The organism is Mucilaginibacter lappiensis, from assembly GCF_900155965.1.
Classification (GTDB): Bacteria; Bacteroidota; Bacteroidia; order Sphingobacteriales; family Sphingobacteriaceae; genus Mucilaginibacter; species Mucilaginibacter lappiensis.
Genome location: NZ_FTMG01000027.1, coordinates 20,738 through 41,225, shown reverse-complemented (window position 1 = coordinate 41,225; position 20,488 = coordinate 20,738). Strand labels below are relative to the sequence as shown.

22 protein-coding genes and 1 pseudogene are annotated in these 20,488 nt (G+C 45.2%); 6 read left to right on the top strand and 17 right to left on the bottom strand.

Annotation, left to right across the window (positions count from 1 at the left end; all coding sequences use genetic code 11):
* Positions 1 to 108 precede the first annotated feature (108 nt).
* From BW976_RS29650 to BW976_RS28280, 4 genes are all read left to right on the top strand, one after another.
* Positions 109 to 867 (top strand): hypothetical protein, encoded by a 759-nt coding sequence (locus tag BW976_RS29650; protein ID WP_076378964.1) that lies wholly within the window; start codon positions 109 to 111, stop codon positions 865 to 867.
* Between the two features lie 35 nt (positions 868 to 902).
* Positions 903 to 1,262: a helix-turn-helix domain-containing protein gene (locus tag BW976_RS29645; RefSeq protein ID WP_076378962.1), complete on the top strand. Its 360-nt coding sequence runs from the start codon at positions 903 to 905 to the stop codon at positions 1,260 to 1,262.
* A 337-nt stretch (positions 1,263 to 1,599) separates the two neighbouring features.
* On the top strand, positions 1,600 to 1,839 hold the full coding sequence (locus tag BW976_RS30120; protein ID WP_076378960.1) for an SMEK domain-containing protein: 240 nt from the start codon (positions 1,600 to 1,602) through the stop codon (positions 1,837 to 1,839).
* A gap of 71 nt (positions 1,840 to 1,910) precedes the next feature.
* Positions 1,911 to 2,996, top strand: coding sequence for a glycoside hydrolase family 130 protein (locus BW976_RS28280; protein WP_076378958.1), 1,086 nt, complete (start codon positions 1,911 to 1,913; stop codon positions 2,994 to 2,996).
* A gap of 7 nt (positions 2,997 to 3,003) precedes the next feature.
* Here the strand turns inward: BW976_RS28280 and BW976_RS28275 are convergent, their stop codons facing one another.
* The 17 genes and pseudogenes from BW976_RS28275 to BW976_RS28190 form a co-directional block, all read right to left on the bottom strand.
* Positions 3,004 to 3,507: a VIT1/CCC1 transporter family protein gene (locus BW976_RS28275; RefSeq protein WP_076378956.1), complete on the bottom strand. Its 504-nt coding sequence runs from the start codon at positions 3,505 to 3,507 to the stop codon at positions 3,004 to 3,006.
* A gap of 73 nt (positions 3,508 to 3,580) precedes the next feature.
* Positions 3,581 to 4,963, bottom strand: coding sequence for an NAD-dependent succinate-semialdehyde dehydrogenase (locus BW976_RS28270; RefSeq protein ID WP_076378954.1), 1,383 nt, complete (start codon positions 4,961 to 4,963; stop codon positions 3,581 to 3,583).
* A gap of 141 nt (positions 4,964 to 5,104) precedes the next feature.
* The gene (locus BW976_RS28265; protein ID WP_076378952.1) at positions 5,105 to 5,476 is read right to left on the bottom strand and encodes a histidine kinase; all 372 of its coding nucleotides are present in this window, start codon (positions 5,474 to 5,476) and stop codon (positions 5,105 to 5,107) included.
* A 37-nt stretch (positions 5,477 to 5,513) separates the two neighbouring features.
* The gene (locus tag BW976_RS28260) at positions 5,514 to 5,741 is read right to left on the bottom strand and encodes an SHOCT domain-containing protein (RefSeq protein ID WP_076378950.1); all 228 of its coding nucleotides are present in this window, start codon (positions 5,739 to 5,741) and stop codon (positions 5,514 to 5,516) included.
* 44 nt (positions 5,742 to 5,785) lie between these two features.
* Entirely contained in the window at positions 5,786 to 6,049 is a 264-nt protein-coding gene (locus tag BW976_RS28255) for an aldehyde dehydrogenase family protein (protein ID WP_076378948.1), read from the bottom strand.
* A gap of 102 nt (positions 6,050 to 6,151) precedes the next feature.
* Positions 6,152 to 6,811, bottom strand: a complete 660-nt coding sequence (locus BW976_RS28250; protein WP_076378946.1) for a BON domain-containing protein — start codon at positions 6,809 to 6,811, stop codon at positions 6,152 to 6,154.
* 182 nt (positions 6,812 to 6,993) lie between these two features.
* Entirely contained in the window at positions 6,994 to 8,808 is a 1,815-nt protein-coding gene (locus tag BW976_RS28245; RefSeq protein ID WP_084192386.1) for an ABC transporter ATP-binding protein, read from the bottom strand.
* Complete coding sequence (locus BW976_RS28240; protein ID WP_076378944.1) at positions 8,801 to 10,540, bottom strand: ABC transporter ATP-binding protein; 1,740 nt, start codon at positions 10,538 to 10,540, stop codon at positions 8,801 to 8,803. Before BW976_RS28240 ends, BW976_RS28245 begins: the two co-directional genes overlap by 8 nt.
* Positions 10,541 to 10,549: 9 nt before the next feature.
* Complete coding sequence (locus BW976_RS28235) at positions 10,550 to 11,581, bottom strand: zinc-dependent alcohol dehydrogenase family protein (protein ID WP_217696309.1); 1,032 nt, start codon at positions 11,579 to 11,581, stop codon at positions 10,550 to 10,552.
* Positions 11,578 to 11,979 carry a hypothetical protein gene (locus BW976_RS28230; protein ID WP_076378942.1) on the bottom strand — a complete coding sequence of 134 codons (402 nt, stop codon included), beginning with the start codon at positions 11,977 to 11,979 and terminating at the stop codon, positions 11,578 to 11,580. Before BW976_RS28230 ends, BW976_RS28235 begins: the two co-directional genes overlap by 4 nt.
* Positions 11,980 to 11,984: 5 nt before the next feature.
* On the bottom strand, positions 11,985 to 12,644 hold the full coding sequence (locus tag BW976_RS28225; RefSeq protein ID WP_076378940.1) for a BON domain-containing protein: 660 nt from the start codon (positions 12,642 to 12,644) through the stop codon (positions 11,985 to 11,987).
* Between the two features lie 130 nt (positions 12,645 to 12,774).
* The gene (locus BW976_RS28220; RefSeq protein ID WP_076378938.1) at positions 12,775 to 13,029 is read right to left on the bottom strand and encodes a hypothetical protein; all 255 of its coding nucleotides are present in this window, start codon (positions 13,027 to 13,029) and stop codon (positions 12,775 to 12,777) included.
* A gap of 48 nt (positions 13,030 to 13,077) precedes the next feature.
* Positions 13,078 to 13,449, bottom strand: coding sequence for an oleate hydratase (locus BW976_RS29930; RefSeq protein WP_076378936.1), 372 nt, complete (start codon positions 13,447 to 13,449; stop codon positions 13,078 to 13,080).
* Positions 13,442 to 14,124: pseudogene (locus tag BW976_RS29870) on the bottom strand (oleate hydratase). Before BW976_RS29870 ends, BW976_RS29930 begins: the two are co-directional and overlap by 8 nt.
* Complete coding sequence (locus BW976_RS28200) at positions 14,114 to 14,353, bottom strand: cation-transporting P-type ATPase (RefSeq protein WP_076378932.1); 240 nt, start codon at positions 14,351 to 14,353, stop codon at positions 14,114 to 14,116. Before BW976_RS28200 ends, BW976_RS29870 begins: the two are co-directional and overlap by 11 nt.
* A 32-nt stretch (positions 14,354 to 14,385) precedes the next feature.
* Entirely contained in the window at positions 14,386 to 16,794 is a 2,409-nt protein-coding gene (locus BW976_RS28195; RefSeq protein ID WP_076378930.1) for a phosphoketolase family protein, read from the bottom strand.
* A 3-nt stretch (positions 16,795 to 16,797) separates the two neighbouring features.
* Positions 16,798 to 18,009: an acetate/propionate family kinase gene (locus BW976_RS28190; protein ID WP_076378928.1), complete on the bottom strand. Its 1,212-nt coding sequence runs from the start codon at positions 18,007 to 18,009 to the stop codon at positions 16,798 to 16,800.
* Positions 18,010 to 18,245: 236 nt separating this feature from the next.
* Here BW976_RS28190 and BW976_RS28185 point away from each other — a divergent pair, with 236 nt between their 5' ends.
* Both BW976_RS28185 and BW976_RS28180 read left to right on the top strand, forming a co-directional pair.
* Positions 18,246 to 19,433: a PAS domain-containing sensor histidine kinase gene (locus tag BW976_RS28185; RefSeq protein ID WP_076378926.1), complete on the top strand. Its 1,188-nt coding sequence runs from the start codon at positions 18,246 to 18,248 to the stop codon at positions 19,431 to 19,433.
* The gene (locus BW976_RS28180) at positions 19,430 to 20,482 is read left to right on the top strand and encodes a response regulator (RefSeq protein ID WP_076378924.1); all 1,053 of its coding nucleotides are present in this window, start codon (positions 19,430 to 19,432) and stop codon (positions 20,480 to 20,482) included. Before BW976_RS28185 ends, BW976_RS28180 begins: the two co-directional genes overlap by 4 nt.
* Positions 20,483 to 20,488 lie beyond the last annotated feature (6 nt).

Sequence of the window (20,488 nt, the reverse complement as noted above, 5' to 3'; positions counted from 1 at the left end):
GTAAAGAATAGTCTGGAGGATTTTTTTTAAGCGAAAGGCAGTGCCGGTGGAAGAAATTACGGTGAGGACGCTCTATGCCTATGAGCGGTACTTGAGGGCGATCGAAAAATGGAAAGGAAGAATCAGTTCGGTAAAACTTATACCATCGAAGCTAAAGGAGTATCAGATGCTGGCGTGCATAACTATCTCCGGGACTTTAGAGGGTTGTTTTCTGCGGCGATGTCCTACTACAATAAACCGTCTTTGGGCATAACCTTGATCACTTATAACCCCTTTAAAGAATTCAGGATCATTGAGCCGCCACAGACCAGGAAGCGCAACATTGAGATTGAGCAGGTTAAGCTGATTCGTGATTGTAAGGTAAGAAAAGGCAGCCGGGCAGAAATGGCCAGGGACTTGTTTATGCTCTCTTTCTATATGTGCGGCATCAACGCCGTAGATCTTTTCAAATTGGAGTACGTGGTGAGGAATGGCCGGATGGAATATAATCGGTCTAAGACGAAGGGAAAGCGGAAGGATAAGGCGTTTATCAGCATCTATCAATCAAAAGATGATTTAAAAAATAGGAAACTGCAACCATCGGTCAGCAGAAATTTACTCCCTTCGGTGCAGGTTGTCACTACCGGACTTAATTATGAGCAGCTTCCGGCCAACACAAAAGTTAATTCAATAGTGATTACAGTGCATGCTGACTATTTAAAGGAATCGCTGAAATCGACAAAGGAAAATAGGGTGTTGCAAATGATAACTTCGGGCGACCAGCCCCTTTTATTTGAAGAAATAATTTCGCCAAAAATACAGGAAGTGGCGGCTGAAATTATCAAGGCAGATCCCGCAGAAGAATTACAGGATTTTTATTACAAATAAAAGCTGAATAACTGATCTATTTATTATTTGCGGCGTTGCTGAAAAGGCAGGAAGCTACCTGGCAAATGCTGAATGCGGCCGATGTGAAGAAGTTGTATGAGGTAAAGGATAAATTTCTTTCAAACATTGACACACCGCCAATATTTGCAGAGTTTGTAAAGCTTTCAGGTATGAGTGAATCCAAATTAAAGCGATTATTTAAACAGATTTTTGGAAACAGCATTTACAGTTATTATCAAAGTTTTAGAATGAAGGAAGCGGCTTATCTGATCAAGGAAGAATGTTTGTCAGTGTCGGAAGTCGGTTATCGTTTAGGTTTTTCGAACCTCAGTCATTTTTCAAGACTGTTTGAAACACATATTGGCGTGAAGCCAAAGAAGTATTCGTTGAATTAAGAACTCACGATGGGCATTCTGGGACTGTTGATCAGCCAGTTCTTAAAATATGGTATAGGTAATTCTGCTACATTTTGACCATGATAGTTTATTGATCTCTACTCTTAATTTAATTCCATCTGTTACACAACTAAGTGCTTTATTGCGTACGGAATCATCTGGTCAAGCATCACGGAATATCCAATTTATTGGTAATTTGAGTTTTTTATATATTTTAATACCAGTAGGTGAGATGCCCTTCCTTATTGGGCCGGATTCAAGAATTGATTGATTATCAATTACGCTCTTCTATCCAGCGGAGTAGATTGAATATGAGCGATAAGGCCTCCAATTTGGAATGCCTTTTGGTCGCATTTTTACAAAGTTCGCTGGTAAAAACTTTCATAATATCAACGAAGACATTGCCAACTTCAGCACGATCTACCTTATTGATGAACCAAATCGTTCAATATTGCAGGTTACCGCTCAGCAAAAAAACTCAAAGCCAAGAAAGATAAAACGATCACTGAATCTAGCCTGTGACTTTCGGCGAACCGGAATTATGTTGAAAAACATGGCTATTACGATATCCTTATAACTATTCGCACTTAATTGTGTTAGTCAATAACTGCCGTTTGACTTTTTCAACAGTATGAATTTCAACAAAACATGACTACACTAAAATTACATAGGCTGGGAGTGGTGATGGAACCGGAGCCGGGTAATGAAATGGAAGCCGAGGGTGTGCTGAATCCTGCGACTGCAAGAAGTCCGGACGGAACACTATACTTATTTCCAAGAGTTGTGGCTAAAGGCAATTATTCACGCATCGGTATCGCAAAAGTCCTTTTTAACGATACAGGCGATCCTGTCGGTGTCGAGCGTTTGGGAATAGCGCTTGAACCGGAAGTTGATTATGAAAAGAACCCGACAGGAGGTGGATGCGAAGATCCCAGGATCAGCTTTGTTGAGCCGCTAAAGCGGTATATTATGACTTACACGGCCTTTTCATCCGAAGGCCCGCGTATCGCACTGGCGATATCAAAGGACCTGTTGAAATGGGAACGGTTAGGGCTTGCCAAATTCGCACCTTTTAAACAAATTGAATTTAACCATGTCAATAATAAGGACGCCTGTATATTTCCCAGGGAACTGCTAAGCCCTCATGGGCATAACTCCATGGTCATGCTGCACAGGCCGCTCTTCCCCGGAACGGCACCCGAAGAAATTATACTTGATCCCAAAGACCGCAGAATACGGGATCACCATGAATGTATCTGGATATCCTACAGTCATTTGAACAAAACAGGTTATAATAAAGATCAGCTGCCCAGATTTGCTTCAAATAGTCCGCTTGCACTTCCTGAACTACCCTGGGAAAAATTGAAAATAGGGGCCGGGACGCCACCTGTTTTAACCAAGCATGGCTGGCTGTTATTGTATCATGGCGTAGGTCAAATTGTTGACAATCCCTTAAACCCGCATCAGCTGGTATATTCGGCAGGCGTAATGATTCTGGACAAAGACGACCCTGCCAAAATCCTCTACAGGTCACCTAAGCCGGTGCTGTCACCGGAACTTGCGGCAGAAAAAGTCGGAATTATTGCTGATGTGGTTTTTCCGACCGGCATTGACCAGCGCAATGATCTGGGAACCCCGGATCGTTTTGATATTTATTACGGAATGACTGATAACCGAATCGGAGCAGCAAGACTGGATATGCCCGATGAGTTACCAGTAAATCAGAACAGATGAAATTGTGTTAATCCGATACGCCCAGTTTACCTAGCCATATGCCTAAAAGAAAGACAATCCCTCCACCGACAATCACCTGCAGAATAGTTGACCAGAGCGGCGACTTCATAAACTTGTACCGGATCATGGCAATGCAGACCAACTCTATGATAACTACCAGGTAGGCCAAATGCAGTGCCCTGTTCAAATCTTTGATCAGGAACGGCAGGGTATGCAGCATACCGCCGATTGCCGTAGCAAACCCGGTGATCATTCCCCGGTAAACCGGGTTCCCGCGTCTGGTCACAGCACCATCGTCAGATAAGGCTTCGGCAAGTCCCATACTGATACCGGCTCCTATCGCGGCTGCCAGTCCTACAAAAAATGCTTTATGAGTCTGGTTGGTCAAGCCTACGGCTGCAAATAAAGGTGCCAGCGTGGATACCGAACCATCCATTAGTCCAAGAAGCGCCGGCTGGACTTTCTGTAACACATATCGTGCGGCGCTTTCCTTAGCTGTGTGTTTGTTCATGGCTCCTGGCGGATTTTTATGTTTTTTATAAAACCGGGAACACCCATTTTACGCAGGTGTTCCCGGGATTGCGCTAAAAAGGGTCTGCGTATTCGCTGAACCTGATCAGTTTTTTATTGACAAACTCTTCAACGCCGAGTCTGGATAGCTCACGGCCATAACCTGAACGTTTTGTTCCGCCAAAGGGCAGATCCGGCTGTGTCCAGGTAGGATGATTGATAAACACCATTCCGGTATCTATCAGCGCAGCCACATCTTCTCCCCTTTTTTTATCAGCGGTAAAAACAGAACCGCCCAAACCAAAAGGTGAATCGTTTGCCAGTTTTATGGCTTCCGCTTCATCCTTAACCCGATAAAAGGAAGCTACCGGGCCAAACAACTCTTCATGATAAGCTGCCATTCCCGGCTTGATATCAGTTAATATAGTGGCCTCGATAAATGCACCGGCGCGGTCAATGCGTTTGCCACCAAGGATAAGCTTAGCACCGGCATCAACAGAACGCTGTACCTGGTCGGCAAGCTGTACCGCTGCACCCTCGCTGCTCAATGGTCCAAGCTGGGTATCGCTGTCCATCGGGTCACCAACTTTTAAACCAGTCAATTTTGCCTTGAATTTAGTCAGAAACTCGTCCGCCACCGCATCAACCACGATAAACCTTTTCGCTGCAACACAGCACTGACCGGTATTATTCATACGACCTATTACTGCCCAGGCGACTGCCTGATCGATGTCTGCATCTTCTAAAACGATGAAAGCATCACTGCCTCCCAGTTCCAATACAGATTTCTTTAACGCTTTTCCTGCTGCGGCTGCAAGGCTTACACCCGCCAGTTCGCTGCCTGTAAGAGAAACACCTTTGATACGCTCGTCGGATATATAGGCCGAAACATTGCCTCCTGAAATAAACAGGTTAGTGTACAATCCCTTTGGGGCACCCGCTTCTAAAAATATATCTTCAATGGCCTGGGCACACTGCGGTACATTTGAGGCATGTTTAACCAGTACCACATTACCGATCATGATATTGGGCGCAGCAAAACGCGCAACCTGGTAGAACGGAAAGTTCCAGGGTTCCACACCGAGCAACACACCAATAGGGCTTTTTTTGATGTATGCTTCTCCGTATTCGGGATTCAATTTTTCGTCCGCTAAAAACTTTTCGCCGTTGGTTGCATAATAATCGATGATATCTGCGCTTAATGCGATTTCACCTTCACTCTGCACATACAATTTCCCCATCTCTAAGGTAATTAATGCCGAAAGCTGGTCTGATCTTTCACGCATAATCTGCGCTACACGGTGCAATATCTCAGCCTTACCGGAAAACGGGCGTTTGCGCCAGGTTTCAAATGTATTTTCCGCCTGTGCTATCGCAGCGTTTATGACAGCCGGTGTCATTTCTTCAAATGATTTAACAACCTTATTGTTAAATGGATTAATGGTTTGAATACTCATAATTGGTTGTTGATAATGGATTACAAGCGTCTTTTACACCTGAATTACCTGTACAAATCTGCCTAATAAACCTAACCCGGGAAATGATGCCGGTCACTTTCAAAGGTGATTGAAATCAATATGACAGCCTTGTTACTGCCTTTAAACTTTGATCAGTTCATCTAGCCTGCCGGTCAGTTCGACTACCGCAAGTTTTATTTTACCTAAATGACCAAATAATTTCTGCCTGTCCAACCGGTCATAATAACGCTCAATTAATGAGACTGACAATTGGATGCCGGTTAAGGGCGAACGGCAGTCATGGGATATAGTGGAAAGAGATTCCGCTTTTTCCAGGTTAAGTTCCTTTTCATTCTTTAAGAGCCGGATGAATTCAGCATTTTCCTTTTCCAGTAATAGTATCCGGTTCTTCAATGCTCCCGCCTTTTGGTCGAAAAGCAGCTTGGCCTTACATTCCTTGAAATCGTTTTTGATGACAGTTTTCTTTTCAGGATGGAATTGTGGTTCGGGCATGGCAAGGTTAAATTTTTAAGACAATCATATGTATGGCTCAACTTTCTCTGATCATTTCGATCTCAATGATCTTTTTTCGCTCAGCATATTCTTCCTTGCCGATCTCACCGGCGGCGAATCGTTTGAGCAAGACATCCAGCGGGGAGTCTTTCCTGTTGCGCTGTCCGGGAATATTATAGGGAACAGCAAATATCCAAAGCAGCATGACTATCCATGCACACCACCAGATGAGGTCCATGCCCCAGTAATTATTATAATACATCATGATTGTTTTTTTGTGAAGTGAATAATTATTTATAGCGCCGAGGCTTACATCAGGGTAATTTCTTCGTGGCTTTGGGCCAGTAATTTGTCTATTTCCAAAGCAATTAACAGAGACAACTGACCCGTTTTATCGGACATCTGATCCGCTACCCTGGCTAACATGGCTACTCTTTCATAATAGCTTTTCTTTTGCCAGATTTCAAGCCTTGCTTCCGCTTGTATTAATGCACCGTTGATTGCTTCGGGAGCAATCTGATCCAGGCTTTTCATTTTCAGAACGCTGAAAGACTCTATTTGCTGTGTATTCATCGTAGGATAGTTTGATTAAATGATTTGGTATCAATTGCGAGTTTTGGTGACTTAAAAAAATACAAACAGGAGAAGGATATCCTCCTTCTGTTTGTAGAAATATTAATCTGCGTATTCGATAACCAGTTCGTTATCTACGATACAAACACCCGGTGCGTTCCAGGCAATCCGGTCGGCTTCGTCCTTTTCGTAAAATGAATGAACGGTACCGTTCAGCGTCACTTTACTGCCGGAAACTTTAACCTGGATGTCCTGATCACCTATGGACCAGTTGCGCTCAAGCGCACGCTCAATCCCTTTTCTTTCCACTTCATCATGGCTCTCCGGTTTAATCGTGATATTGTTGATCACGCCAATTACACCAACAAGGTTATTAACTGATTTTTTAGCGGCATCTTTCTGGAAATTCCACTTCAGTTCACCCTCAATGGTAACCCAGCCGTCTTCCACTTTAACCTTTAGTTTATCATCAGGAACTTCCCAGTTTGCTGCAAAAGCACTTAAGATATCTTCTGCAATTTCGGCGTCTGTTTTTTTACCATAACTACCGAACCTGATCTCAATTTCTTCTACCACAGCTTTAACGCCGTTTACGCTTTTGGCTGCCTTTTCTGCTTCCGACTTTTTGGCGTAGCTGTCAACGGTTCCTGTAAGCGTGATCACGCCGTCTTTAGCAATAACACCAATTTCAGCGGCGTTTAATAGAGGTTCCCATTTGATGGCATCCTGTACATCTTTTTGCAATTCTTCATTCCTTTTCATGGTTTCTTTTTCTTTTAATGGTTTATAATCAGACCATTTTGATTGGTACAAACTTGCGGCTATTAGTCGGGGGAGGAAATGACACCCATCATATTTGAAAATGATTGAGATCAAACAGGAATAGCAGGAGAAATAAGATGATAGTTGTAACGGAACAGCAGACAATAGAGCGATAGCAGCGCCTAATCAAACTGACCGGTGTACAATTGGAAATACCTGCCTTTTTTTGCGATTAATACCTGGTGGCTGCCCCGTTCAATGATCTCACCATTTTCAAGCACGAGGATTTCATCCGCGTTGCGTACGGTGGACAAACGGTGAGCAATGACAAAGCTGGTCCTGTTCTTCATCAGCTGATCCATCCCTTTTTGTATGATCTGTTCTGTTCGCGTGTCAATGGAACTTGTGGCTTCATCCAGGATCAAAATGGAAGGCCGGGCAACGGTTGAACGGGCAATGTTGAGCAGCTGCCGCTGCCCCTGACTCAGGTTGCCACCATCATTATGCAGGAGGGTATGATACCCGTTTGGCAGTCGCTGAATAAAGGAATCGGCACCGGCAAGTACCGCTGCTGCTATAACATCCTGATCGGTGGCCGCCAAACGCCCGTAACGGATATTTTCCATGACCGTTGCTGTAAAGAGATGCGTGTCCTGTAAAACAATGGCGAGCGTTTCCCTTAAACTATTTCTTTGTACATTTTTTATATCTATACCGTCAATAGATATCACCCCTGACTGGATATCGTAGAAGCGCGGCAGGAGGTTCATAATGGTCGTTTTACCGGCTCCGGTTGATCCGACTAAAGCGATCTTCTGACCCACCTTTGCCTGAATATTGATGTTTTTAAGGACAACTTTACCGGCATCATAACCGAAGGTGACGGCCTTAAATTCAACATCGCCTTTGATATTGATTAATCGGACCGCACCGGCAGTGTCGGCTACTTCGGGGACCTCATCCATGATCTGAAATATACGTTCTGCCCCTGCCAAGGCCGCCTGTAAACTGTTATACTGGCTGGAAATCTCATTGACCGGGCGACCAAATTGTCGGGAATATTGCAGGAAAGCGGCAAGGCCGCCAAGGTCGAGTCCCCTAAAAATAGCCAGCAGACCGCCCACAGTTGCAGTAAGCGCGAAATTGATCGTGTTCAGGTTCTGGATGATGGGCTGCATAACTCCGGAATATAACTGCGCCTGGGTTGCTTTATCCCTTAGGTCGTAATTGAGTTTTTCAAATTCCATTGCAGCGCTGTCTTCATAGCAAAAGACCTTAACCACTTTCTGGCCCGTGATAATTTCCTCTACATATCCGTCAACGGCTCCCAGTGCATTTTGCTGGGTAGTAAAGTAGCCTTTACTTTTTTTGATAATGGCGGAGGCTATCCAGAGCATCAGCGGCACAATGATGAGCGTAACCAGCGTAAGCAGCGGGCTGATATAGATCATCAGCGCCATGATCCCCAATAAGGTGATGGTGCTGGTAAATAACTGCAGCACACTGGTATTCAAAGAATCACTGACGTTATCGACATCATTGGTAAAACGGCTCATCAGATCGCCATGATTATTACTGTCAAAAAACTTCAGCGGCAGCGACTGCAGTTTACTGAAAAGATCTGCGCGTAAAATGTTGATGGTCTTTTGCGCTACAACGATCATTAAGCGGTTTAACCAGATACCGGCGGCTGCGCCGACAATATAGATACCGAGCAGCACGAAGATCATCCGGATCAGGCCGGGTACATTACGGGGTATGATGTATTGATTAATAATCGGCCGCAAAAAGTATGACCCAAGCAGCGTAGTTGCGATGTTAATCAGCAGTAGGGCAAGGATTAAAAGCAGCAGCATTTTCTGCCTGCTCAGGTATTTCCAGAGCCGAAGAATGACCCGTTTTGCATTCTTCGGTTTTTCCACAGAAATATGTCCCCGTCTACTGGGAAGTCCGGCAGGTGCGGTTCGGGTGTTATTGATTGGAGTCTGTTCATTCATTGTCATCAGTTTTGATTTGTTGAGAATTATAGATCTCCTGGTAAACCGGGCTGGTTTTGATCAGCTCATTATGTGAGCCGAAACTGATAATAGCACCGTCATCCAATAAAATGATCCTATCTGCCCCCTGTATGGAACTGATCCGCTGGGCAATGATAAAAGTGGTGGTGCCTTTCAAATGCTGGCTGAAAGATGCCCTAATCCTGGCTTCCGTCGCGGTATCTACCGCACTGGTACTGTCGTCCAAAATTAAGATGGCCGGTTTTCTTAAAATGGCCCGCGCAATGCACAGCCGCTGTTTTTGTCCGCCGGATACATTGACACCGCTTTGTCCTAAAAGCGTTTCGTACTGTTCAGGAAAAGACATGATGAAATCGTGCGCCTGTGCATCTTTTGCAGCGCTGATGATCTCCTCATCTGACGCCTGCTGGTTACCCCATTTCAGGTTTTGTTTTATGGTGCCGGAAAACAATTCATTTTGCTGCAATACCAGCTTAAGGTTTTTCCGCAGGTTGGGGAGCGTATAATCCCTGACATCGATCCCGTCTATCAGTACATGGCCGCTCGTTACATCGTAAAGCCTTGGGATCAGCTGAACCAGCGTACTTTTGGAAGAGCCGGTTGCGCCGATGATGGCAACCGTTTCACCCGCGTTAACGACGAGGTTAATGTTTTTCAGCACAAATTCATCCCCCTTGGGATGGTATTTAAAATAAACATCTTTAAATTCCACCTTACCCTGTTTAACCTGTAAATTCTTTTCTTTCGCTGCTGCTGAATCAACGATGTCCACGCTGGTGTTTAATATTTCCAGGATACGGTCTGAAGAGGCCTCTGCCCTTGAAAACGTCATAATGGTCATGGAGAGCATCATCAGGGACATCAGTATCTGGGTGATATAGGTGATGAACGACATCAGCTGCCCGACCTGGAACGACCCTGAAATGATGGCATTGCCGCCAAACCAAACGATGGCAACGATAGATATATTCATGACCAGCTGCATGACCGGTAAGATCAAAACAACCATGCCGGAGGCTTTTACCGCCATTTCCCGCAGTTCATTATTGGTATGACCGAATTTTTTCTTTTCAAAATCCTCTCTCACAAATGACTTGACCACGCGGATATTCACCAGGTTTTCCTGGACAACGGCATTCACCTTATCCAGCTTCTTCTGCATACGCTCGAAGTAAGGGAAGCCTTTGCGCAAAATAACATACATGCAAATGGCCAGCACCGGTATGGCTACTGCTATCACGATTGCCAGTCCGGCGTTGATGCTGATGGCGATCACAACGGCAAAAAGCAGCATCAGCGGTGCGCGGATCAATAAGCGCAGGGACATCATGATCACTTCCTGTACAATATTCACATCGTTAGTGAGTCGTGTCGTAAGAGACGCTGAACTGAACTTGTCCAGGTTGGCAAATGAAAATTCCTGTATTTTACCGAACATGCCTTTGCGGAGTTCTGCGGCGAAGCCAACCGACGCATGGGAAGAGTAATAAATATTACCCACATTGGCACCGATGGCGATAACCGATAAAGCTACCATGATGCCACCTACCTGAAGAATGTAGGCCATGTCTTTATGGCCAACGCCATTATCGACGATTTTGGACATCAGATCCGGCTGCACAATTTCACAAATAACATCAATGATCACCAGCAGGGGGGCCAGGATCAGCGCCTTTTTATAGGGAAGAAAAAACTGAAAGTATTTTTTCATGAAAAATGTTTACATCACTAAGACTACTGCTCCCCGTACCTCCCCATTCCTTACAGCCGCCAATGCCTCGTTAGCCTGGTCAAGGGGGAATAATTTCGTTTCGGTTTTTACTGGAACCAGGGCTGCCAGTTCAAGAAAATCCCGGCCGTCCTTTCGTGTAAGATTGGCTACGGAACGAAGAACTCTTTCCTCCCACAAAAGCGGGTAAGGGAACGACGGGATATCACTCATATGAATTCCTCCGCAGATCACACTTCCGCCTTTGTCCAGATCTTTGAGCGCCTTGGGAACCAGCGAACCGGCCGGTGCAAAAATGATGGAAGCGTCAAGCAATCCGGGAGCAGGGGCTGTTGAATCTCCCGCCCAGGTCGCACCTAATTCTTTGGCAAATTTCTGCGCATCCAGGTCACCATCTTTTGTAAAAGCGTATATTTCCTTACTCTGGTGCAGCGCAACCTGTATCAGTATATGCGCCGCGGCACCGAAGCCGTAAAGACCGATCTTTTCCGCATTTGGGCCGGCCATCGAGTAAGAACGATACCCGATCAGTCCCGCGCAAAGCAGGGGTGCACCGGAAGGATTGCCATATATAGGGGGAAGTGAAAAACAAAAATCCTCGAAAGCTACCGTATATTCTGCGTAACCGCCATCCATCGTGTAGCCTGTGAACAGCGCATTTTCACAAAGGTTCTCCTGGTCCCTTTTGCAGTACCTGCAATGACCGCAGGTAAAACCGAGCCACGGTATGCCAACCAGATCCCCTGTTTTTAGTTTCGTAACCTCATTACCCAGTTTAACTACCGTTCCAACGATTTCATGACCGGGGATAAGCGGCAGTTTAGGCTGATCCAGTTCACTGTCCATAATGTGCAGATCCGTGCGGCAAACCCCGCAGGCGATGATCTTCACCAGCACCTGTTTATCCGATGGAACAGGCAATGGCAATGTTTTCTCTATTAAAGGCTGGCCGGGAACTTCCATAACCATAGCACGCATGGTAAATAGGGCGATATCAGGTTCATCATTCTTTGATTTTTTCATGGAGCCTGGGTTTTTGCTTTCTCTGAAGTGATCTCCATTGCTTTTATTTCAGTTTTCTCCCTGACAATATCTTGACGGATCAGCCCGAACAAACTCATGTAGGCATTTGCCACATAAACCAGCGCAAAGCCGGCAATCAGGTAACCTATCCAGTTATTCATCAATAGCTTATAGCGGGTTAAGCACAAAAAGATAATCGTTACGTAATGACTGAAGCAGTATTCACAGGTAAACAGGTAAAAAAACTTTCGCTCTAATAGTGTTTTACCTTCCTTGCTGCGTCTGATGCAGTATTCCCTCGGTTCCCGGAATACTTCCTCATGGGTAACCGTCCAAGCAATACACGCTATAGGGATAGCCAGCAAAAAGAGCCAGAGGATTTGCATGAATATGGTCATGACGGTCAGTTCTTTAAATCAATTGATAATTCGTTTTTTACAGTTCTTACACCGGGGGCGTTCCAGGTAATTCTTTCCGCCTCATCCTTTTGGAAGTAGGAATTGACCACGCCGTTCAGTGTTACGTTATTTTCGGTCACGTAGACATGGATATCCTGATCGTCCATGGCCGAACTGCGCCTGAGTGCGCGCAGAATAGCCTCCTGTTCAATTTCATCCGGGCTATCGGGCTGTATCCGGATGCTGTTCGTGAACACTTTAATGCCTTCTATGGGTCTGATCGCGGCGGCGGCGGCCTGTTTCTCAAAATTCCAGGGCAGCTCACCTTCCAGTGTTACCCAGCCGTTCTCCACCCTGATTTTGATCCGGTCATGCGGTACCTGAACGTCCGCCTTCAACGCTTTGATAATTTCAAGCGCTATCGCATCATCACTTTTTTCATCGTCATTTGCAAACTTGAGCTGTATATGTTCTACAACGGCTTTTACGCCAACGATGGACTTAGCGACATCTTCTGCCTTATATTTTTTAAGGTTACCATCGACAAAACCGGTAAGGGTTACTACACCGTCTATGGCAGTAACATGGATGTCTGTGCCGCTCATGATAGGTTCCCATTTTATGGCTGCTGCTACGTCCTTTGCTAATTCCTGATTGTTTTTCATTATAAAGAGGTGATTAATTTCCTAACAAAGGTGCACGCAAAGGGCCGCAAAGAAAATGACGGCCATCATTTCAGGAAATGATGGCCGTCACCAATGAGTGAGTTTATGACTAGGGGGCGTGTAAATTGTATTAAACCAGAATTCTGCTGATCTCGCCCAGTAAAACTTCGGCATCTTTTTTATAGCTATCAATAACAGAGGGCTTTTGTGAAGCAGTACAAGTTAACCCAGCAGCATTCCGCTCAAAATGAACGAACTCTTTTTGACGCTTCTTAAAGGCCTCTTTTACATAGGCTATCGCGGCATCCCCTGCCTTATTTATTTCTTCCTGTTTTGCAGTCAGGGCTTCCCTGACCTCCGCTACAATTGCATCTGTTTCTCTCATGATATAATTATTTAACATTCATGCGTGTCTGAAAGTGGCGCCGCGCCACTACCGGAGCATGGTCTTCATTGCATCGAATAAAACACCCGGATGATGGTCACCATGATACATAGGGGTTGGCTCCTTGTCAATGTTCAGCAGTTTATAAACTGCGGTCTGTGCCGTCCTTACGGAATATTCAACCGTAAATATCACGTCATCGGGAACCTCGGCAAACTGTCCGATAAAAGCAAGATTGGAGGTGATTTCGGGTACAATCTGCGGGCGGTCACCGGGCTCACGCGTCAAAAACTGACTGGTGATATAGGGCAGCATGCACGGAATACAAATGCATTCTTTTAAGATTTGCTCCCTTGCTGAATCGAATTTCAAATGGGACAGCAATTCCGTCATGATCTCTTCGCCGGTACAATCAGCCATTTTTTATGGACGAAGTTCCCCTTGTTATCCGGAAACAATCCATAGCCCAAAAAACGGTTATATTTTCAGGTTGATCTATAAAATTGGGCTGATAAGCTAATACAACAGACATTAACCAGTTGGAATCTTTGAAGGTAACCAGTCCACCCGTTCCCGCAGCATTGCCGGAAAACTGTTCCATCAGGCTGAAAAATGTATCTCCCTGGAAGGTAACCGTAAAGGACTCCCACTTGGATTCGCCGACCCGGCTGTCAAACACAAAAGGCCTTCCGAATTCAGGGCTCACTTTCGCAATGTTTTCCCATAATTTCCAGCTTCCGTCTTTTTTATCGGTGATCAGTTTTGGCGCGGAATGCATCGATCCGAGGCTGGAATCTGCGGTCATCGATCCGATGGTGACGAGTACCAAGTCATCTTCCTTGAGTTGTATCTGCTGATGGATTTCATCTTTAACATACTGTATCCGGTCAACGAACATAGTATCTCCGGAATCTTTAAAATTCAGATCCGTTACTCTGTATCCCAGTTTAAAGTTGACGCCATTTTCGGTAAGCCATTTGATCAATGGTTGGCCAGAGAATCAAACTGGTTATAGGGCGTACGGTCAACGCCTGCCAGCGTATTGATGCGTACAAATTCATGGATGAACCGGTGCAGGTACCGTTTAAATTCCACCGCACTGTGCCAGGGCCAGCATAATAGTTATAGGGCTTTTAAACTGGGATAGAAATAAAAGGATACCCTTATTTCCTGTAGCCGGGTTAATGGTATTGGTGCCGTAAGCCTTTAATCTTTTAGCCGCTTCCTGATGGCTGAGACCGACTTCAGCAGTTGCCAACTTTGATAAAGCATCAGCTTTAGTGTAGGTCCAGAAATTTGGGTGAGGATCAGTTTGAATATTCATACAGAGTGAAATTAATTACATGGCTGCACTGTTTATTTAACAACATTATCACCTTTAATCGCATCCCATTTCCAGTTCAGTATCTCGGGCATATCCTTACCGTGCGCACCGATATAATGCTTATGTTCAATGAGTTTATCCTGCAGCAGCTGTTTCAGATATACACCTTTGGTGCCGGTCTGCGGCAAACGGTCAATCACGTCCATGACGAGGTGAAACCTGTCCATCTCATTTAATACAGTCATATCAAATGACGTAGTAATGGTTCCTTCTTCCTTATAACCACGGACATGCATATTGACATTATTGGCGCGGTTATAAGTTAAACGGTGCACCAGCCACGGATAACCATGAAAAGCAAAAATGACCGGCTTGTCGGTGGTAAATAAAGCATTATAATCCGGGTCACTCAATCCATGGGTGTGCTCGGTATTCTTTTCCAATTTAAAAAGATCTACTACGTTAACCACCCTGATTTTTAACTCCGGTAAATGTTCATGTAAAATATTAACGGCTGCCAAAATCTCCAGCGTTGGAACATCGCCGCAGCAGGCCATTACCACATCGGGTTCGGCTTCCTGGTCGTTGCTGGCGAAATTAAATATGCCTATCCCTTTGGTACAATGTTCTATCGCTTCATCCATGTTCAGCCACTGCGGTGCCGGGTGTTTTCCCGCAACAATAACATTCACATAATGATAGCTGCGCAGGCAATGATCCATCACCGACAATAAACAATTCGCATCAGGCGGTAAGTAGACCCTTACAATCGTCGCTTTCTTGTTGACCACATGATCGATGAAGCCCGGGTCCTGGTGGGTAAACCCGTTGTGGTCCTGCCGCCATACCGTCGAGGTCAGTAAAATATTAAGGGATGCAATCTTACGTCGCCATGGCAGTTCCAAACTTGCCTTCAGCCATTTGGCATGCTGATTAAACATCGAATCGATGATATGTATAAATGCTTCATAGCAGTTAAACAGGCCATGCCTGCCTGTCAGCAAATAACCTTCCAGCCAGCCTTCACACTGGTGCTCACTGAGCATTTCCATCACGCTGCCTTCCGGAGCTAAAAAATCATCTGATTTAACAACCGGTGCGATCCATTGCCTGTTCGTCGCTTCAAATACCAGGTCCAGCCGGTTGGATACCGTTTCATCCGGTCCGAAAAGCCTGAAATTTCGCTTTTCCTGGTTTTCTTTGATGACATCTTTTAGAAATCTTCCACAGGTATAGGTGTCGCCTTCACCATCAGTTCCGGGCGCCGTTACCGTTACTGCATAATTGCGAAAATCCGGTAAGCGCAGGTCTTTTAATAATTGTCCGCCGTTGGTATGCGGGTTAGCACCCATGCGGCGATCTCCTTTGGGTGCCAGTTCCTGAAGTTCCGCTTTGAGTCTTCCTGTTTGATCAAAAAGTTCTTCCGGTTTGTAACTTTTCATCCAGTCTTCCAGCATTTGCAAATGCTCCGGTGGTGTGGCTGCGGAAACTGCAAGCGGTATCTGGTGCGCGCGAAAATTTCCTTCTATTTTATAGCCGTCCACTTCTTTTGGGCCTGTCCAGCCTTTGGGTGATTTTAAAACGATCATCGGCCAGCGCGGGCGGGCGGTATCTTCTTTAGCAAGGGCATCGCTTTTGATCTGGTGGATTTGTGCGATAACTTTATCCAGCGCAGCGGCCATGGCCTGATGCATCGCTTCGGGCTCGTCGCCTTCTACAAAATACGGTATCCAGCCATAGCCGTGAAACAACTGTTCCAGTTCTTCATGGGTTATTCTCGCCAAAACAGTCGGGTTGGAAATTTTATAACCGTTTAAATGCAGGATAGGCAGCACTGCACCATCAGTGATCGGGTTAAGAAATTTATTAGAATGCCAGGCGGTGGCCAAAGGGCCGGTTTCCGCTTCGCCATCACCCACCACGCAGGCAACAATCAGATCGGGATTATCCATAACCGCGCCAAATGAGTGGCTCAGTGAATAACCCAGTTCCCCGCCTTCATGAATAGAACCTGGTGTTTGGGGTGAGGCGTGACTGGAAATACCGCCGGGGTAAGAGAATTGAGTAAACAATCTTTTCAGCCCCTCTTCGTCCTGGGTAATATTCGGATAAACCTCGGTATAAGTGCCTTCCAGATAAGTGCTGCCCACAACTGCCGGACCACCATGACCGGGGCCGGAAACATAGAGCATGTTCAGATCATACACCTTGATAACCCTGTTTAAGTGCGTGTATATAAAATTCTGACCGGGGGTGGTGCCCCAATGACCAAGGAGCATATGTTTTACATCCTCCAGTTTCAGCGGCTCTTTCAGCAATGGGTTGTTACGCAGATAAAGCTGGCCGACTGAAATATAGTTGGCAGCACGCCAGTAAGCATTTATTTTCTGCAGCAATTCGTGTGATAAAGTTTTCACCTCATTGATCAATTCTGTTTCCATGGTTTATTGTTTAATAGCGTAGTTAAAGACACTGCAAACCAGCCGTGCGATCATTAATTCCTCATTGGTCTTAATCACCCTAACGGACACCTTGCCTGTAGATTTTGATATAATTAATTCGTTTTTTTTATTTTTCGACTTATCGAGCTCAATCCCCATAAAACCCAGTTCATGACAGATCCGCTCACGGATAATAGCGGAATTTTCGCCGATGCCACCTGTAAATACCAGCATGTCCAGTCCGCCCATCGCTGCGGCAAGCGCCCCGATGTATTTAGTGGCCGTATAACAGAACATCGTTAGTGCTTCTTTGGCCAAAGGATGTTCGGGTTCTGCCTGTAATAGCTCCCGGATGTCGCTTATACCGGCAATTGCCTTTAACCCGGACTTCGTGCTCAGCAGTCCATCCAGCTCATCAGGTGTCAGCTTCGCCTGTTTCAGCAGGAATAGGATCACACCGGGATCAAGATCACCTGACCGGGTACCCATGACCAGGCCTCCAAGCGGGCTAAGCCCCATAGTGGTCTCCACGCCGAAACCATTTTTAACAGCCGCCATGCTGGCGCCATTTCCTAAATGGGCAATAATTATTTTTTGCTCGGCAACAGGCGAAAACTGCTTAGCCAGTTCCTGCATAATAAATTCATAGGATAAGCCGTGAAAACCATATTTCATCAGCCCCATTTTCTTATAGGTTACGGGCAGGGGGTAATCTTTAACATAGGACGGCATACCATGGTGAAAACAGGTGTCGAAGCAGGCTACCTGTCTGACATCCGGCCACGCAGCCTGAAAAGTTTTGATGGTTGCTATTTCTTCCGGTAAATGATTCGGAGCCAGGTAAACCATTTCATCGAGTGTCTTCACCAGCTCATCGGTTATGATTACCGGCTCAAAGTGTTTGGGGCCGCCCTGTACAATGCGATGGCCGATAGCCATCAGGGGATATTTCTCCTGTTTATCTTTAAGCCATGCGATTACTTCTGTAACTGCCGAGTTGAAATTTTTATAGTGCTTGTCATGATGCTCCAGCAGGTAATGGGAATAATCCCTAATCTCCAGGTGCGCTTTAGCCTCACCGATACGGGTAATTGACCCGGCCCATTCCAGATTCGTGGAAAGCGCATGATACAGGCTGAATTTCAGGCTGGAAGATCCGCAGTTAATACTTAGGATATACTTCTTTGATCGGTGACCTTCGGCTGCTGTCTGCATATGTTAAAAGAGTTTAAACAAACCTACGGAGGAAGCGAGTGCTATAAAATGACTGCCGGCATAGTAAAAAATGATAATGGTCACTAATTATAAAAACAAGGTGTAAGTCATCTTCCCTGACTGCCATTCATTAAAAAAATGACGCAGATCACTTTTTAAGCTGAACTTAATCATATAATGTACAATAGTTTATGATGATATTTGTTAAATGTGATCACATCAGGTCATGATCACTTATGGAAAACACTGCGCTGTTAATCGCCATTATCCAAAATGCCATTGATGGCATCATCACAATCGATGAGAATGGTATAATTGAACTGATAAATCCTGCCGCCTGTACGCTTTTTGATTACCAGTCGGATGAAGTGATCGGCAATAACATTTCTATGCTGATGCCGCAGCCTGACAAAGATGCGCATGATGATTATATTTTTCGCCATCGGCAAACGGGCAAAGCGAGTATCATAGGGATTGGCCGTGAGGTGGTTGGCCTGCGAAAAGACGGCAGTATATTTCCGTTTCGGTTAGCGTTAAGCGAGGTGCAGTTTGCAGGCCGAAAAATCTACACCGGGTTTATTCATGACCTTAGTAAGGAAAAAGAAGCCGAGAGACGGTTAAAGGAATATGCATCACACCTGGAAGAGCTGGTGGAAGAACGAACCATGTCTTTGAAGGAAACCGTTAAAGCTTTAGAAAATGCCAAGGAGGACCTCAGCCTGTCTCTGGAAAAGGAAAAGGAACTGGGGCAGTTGAAAAGCCGTTTTGTTTCCATGGCTTCCCACGAGTTCCGAACACCACTCACTTCGGTAAAACTTTCGGCCTCCCTGATTGAAAAGTATGCTCAACCCCTGGCAAGCCCTAATGTTAGTAAGCATGTAAATAAAATAAAGCAGGCGGTGAGCAGCCTGACCGTCATCCTGAATGACTTTCTCTCTTTGGAGAAATTAGAAGCCGGCAAAGAAGAAGTCAGCTACAACGATTTTGACCTGGTTAAGTTTTCAGAGGAAATCGCGGAAGAAATGCAGGTGATGGCCAAGCAAAACCAAAATATCATCTACCAGCATACCGGCACTAAAAGCACCGTCAATCTGGATGAGAAACTGCTGAAAAATTGCATCAATAATCTCATCACCAACGCGATCAAATATTCCGGTGAGAATACGTTTATTGATTTCACAACGGAAATCAACCAGCACCATTGTATCATCACCGTTAAAGACAACGGTATTGGTATCCCGGAAGCTGATCAGAAACACTTGTTTGAAGCATTTTTCAGGGCGCATAACACCGGAACTATTCCGGGCACGGGCCTTGGATTAAATATTGTAACGCGCTATGCCGGACTGATGAACGGCATAGTCGATTTCAAGAGCGTTATCAACCAGGGAACATTATTTACTATTTCATTTCCATTATCATGAGCAAAACAGTGCTGATCATTGAAGACAATAATGATATCCGCGAGAATATTTTTGAAATACTGCAGTTGGCAAACTATACCGTGTATGAGGCTCAAAACGGCAAGACCGGTGTTGAGCTCGCCATGAAGCATAAACCCGATATTATACTCTGTGATATCATGATGCCGGAATTAGATGGCTATGGGGTATTGTATATGCTGAATAAAAACCCGGATACCACAAATATTCCATTTATTTTCCTGACGGCAAGGGCGGAAAGACTCGATCACCGAAAGGGAATGGAGATGGGCGCAGATGACTATCTGACCAAGCCCTTTGATGACATGGAGCTTCTAAACGCCATTGAAACCAGGCTTAAAAAAAAGGAAGCCCAGCAGGAATTTTACAGTAAATCTTTGGACCGTTTGGGCACCCTTATTTCAAATAGGGATGGCCTTGCAGAATTAAAAAAAATCATACAGGAACGCCGGACGAGGCAATTCAAAAAGGGTCAGGTCATCTATTATGAAGGCGATAAAGGGGCCGGCCTGTATTTACTGATCAGTGGAAAAGCAAAAAGCATCAAACTCGCAGCAGACGGGCGTGAACTCATGACCGGTATTTACGCGGCAGATGATTATATGGGCATTAATTCCATGTTACTAAATGAACCTCATTCCGACACTGCCACGGCTCTTGAAGACAGCAGTGTTTGCCAGATTCCAAAGGAGTCATTGGAGCAGCTCATGAACCAGTATCCTGATGTGGCAAGGGAATTTATAAAGTTACTGGCTAAAGACATCAAAGAAAAGGAAGAACATCTCTTACAAATGGCCTATAATTCTGTACGGAAAAAAATGGCAGATGCCATGGTCCGGTTGCAAAGCCAGCAGAGTGACGCCGGGGGAAGCTTTAAAATCACACGTGAGGACCTCGCTGCTATGACCGGCATGGCCACGGAAACCGTCAGTCGTACTTTATCTGATTTTAAGGATGAAGGTTTGATTGAGAAAAAAGGCAGCGCTATTACAGTTGTGAACCTGGAAAGCCTGGTCAAAATGAAAAACTAAATCATG

Excerpts from the sequence above, each read along its gene's own strand:
- BW976_RS28255 (WP_076378948.1), bottom strand. The coding sequence starts at position 6,049 with ATGAATACACAGCAAATAGAGTCTTTCAGCGTTCTGAAAATGAAAAGC.
- BW976_RS28190 (WP_076378928.1), bottom strand. The coding sequence starts at position 18,009 with ATGCAGACAGCAGCCGAAGGTCACCGATCAAAGAAGTATATCCTAAGT.
- BW976_RS28195 (WP_076378930.1), bottom strand. The coding sequence starts at position 16,794 with ATGGAAACAGAATTGATCAATGAGGTGAAAACTTTATCACACGAATTG.
- BW976_RS28250 (WP_076378946.1), bottom strand. The coding sequence starts at position 6,811 with ATGAAAAGGAATGAAGAATTGCAAAAAGATGTACAGGATGCCATCAAA.
- BW976_RS28235 (WP_217696309.1), bottom strand. The coding sequence starts at position 11,581 with ATGAAAAAATCAAAGAATGATGAACCTGATATCGCCCTATTTACCATG.
- BW976_RS28180 (WP_076378924.1), top strand. The coding sequence starts at position 19,430 with ATGAGCAAAACAGTGCTGATCATTGAAGACAATAATGATATCCGCGAG.
- BW976_RS29650 (WP_076378964.1), top strand. The coding sequence starts at position 109 with ATGGAAAGGAAGAATCAGTTCGGTAAAACTTATACCATCGAAGCTAAA.
- BW976_RS28200 (WP_076378932.1), bottom strand. The coding sequence starts at position 14,353 with ATGAATATTCAAACTGATCCTCACCCAAATTTCTGGACCTACACTAAA.
- BW976_RS28245 (WP_084192386.1), bottom strand. The coding sequence starts at position 8,808 with ATGAATGAACAGACTCCAATCAATAACACCCGAACCGCACCTGCCGGA.
- BW976_RS28185 (WP_076378926.1), top strand. The coding sequence starts at position 18,246 with ATGGAAAACACTGCGCTGTTAATCGCCATTATCCAAAATGCCATTGAT.
- BW976_RS28225 (WP_076378940.1), bottom strand. The coding sequence starts at position 12,644 with ATGAAAAACAATCAGGAATTAGCAAAGGACGTAGCAGCAGCCATAAAA.
- BW976_RS28280 (WP_076378958.1), top strand. The coding sequence starts at position 1,911 with ATGACTACACTAAAATTACATAGGCTGGGAGTGGTGATGGAACCGGAG.
- BW976_RS29930 (WP_076378936.1), bottom strand. The coding sequence starts at position 13,449 with ATGGCTGATTGTACCGGCGAAGAGATCATGACGGAATTGCTGTCCCAT.
- BW976_RS30120 (WP_076378960.1), top strand. The coding sequence starts at position 1,600 with ATGCCTTTTGGTCGCATTTTTACAAAGTTCGCTGGTAAAAACTTTCAT.
- BW976_RS28240 (WP_076378944.1), bottom strand. The coding sequence starts at position 10,540 with ATGAAAAAATACTTTCAGTTTTTTCTTCCCTATAAAAAGGCGCTGATC.
- BW976_RS28275 (WP_076378956.1), bottom strand. The coding sequence starts at position 3,507 with ATGAACAAACACACAGCTAAGGAAAGCGCCGCACGATATGTGTTACAG.
- BW976_RS28230 (WP_076378942.1), bottom strand. The coding sequence starts at position 11,979 with ATGACCATATTCATGCAAATCCTCTGGCTCTTTTTGCTGGCTATCCCT.
- BW976_RS28265 (WP_076378952.1), bottom strand. The coding sequence starts at position 5,476 with ATGCCCGAACCACAATTCCATCCTGAAAAGAAAACTGTCATCAAAAAC.
- BW976_RS28220 (WP_076378938.1), bottom strand. The coding sequence starts at position 13,029 with ATGAGAGAAACAGATGCAATTGTAGCGGAGGTCAGGGAAGCCCTGACT.
- BW976_RS28260 (WP_076378950.1), bottom strand. The coding sequence starts at position 5,741 with ATGATGTATTATAATAATTACTGGGGCATGGACCTCATCTGGTGGTGT.
- BW976_RS28270 (WP_076378954.1), bottom strand. The coding sequence starts at position 4,963 with ATGAGTATTCAAACCATTAATCCATTTAACAATAAGGTTGTTAAATCA.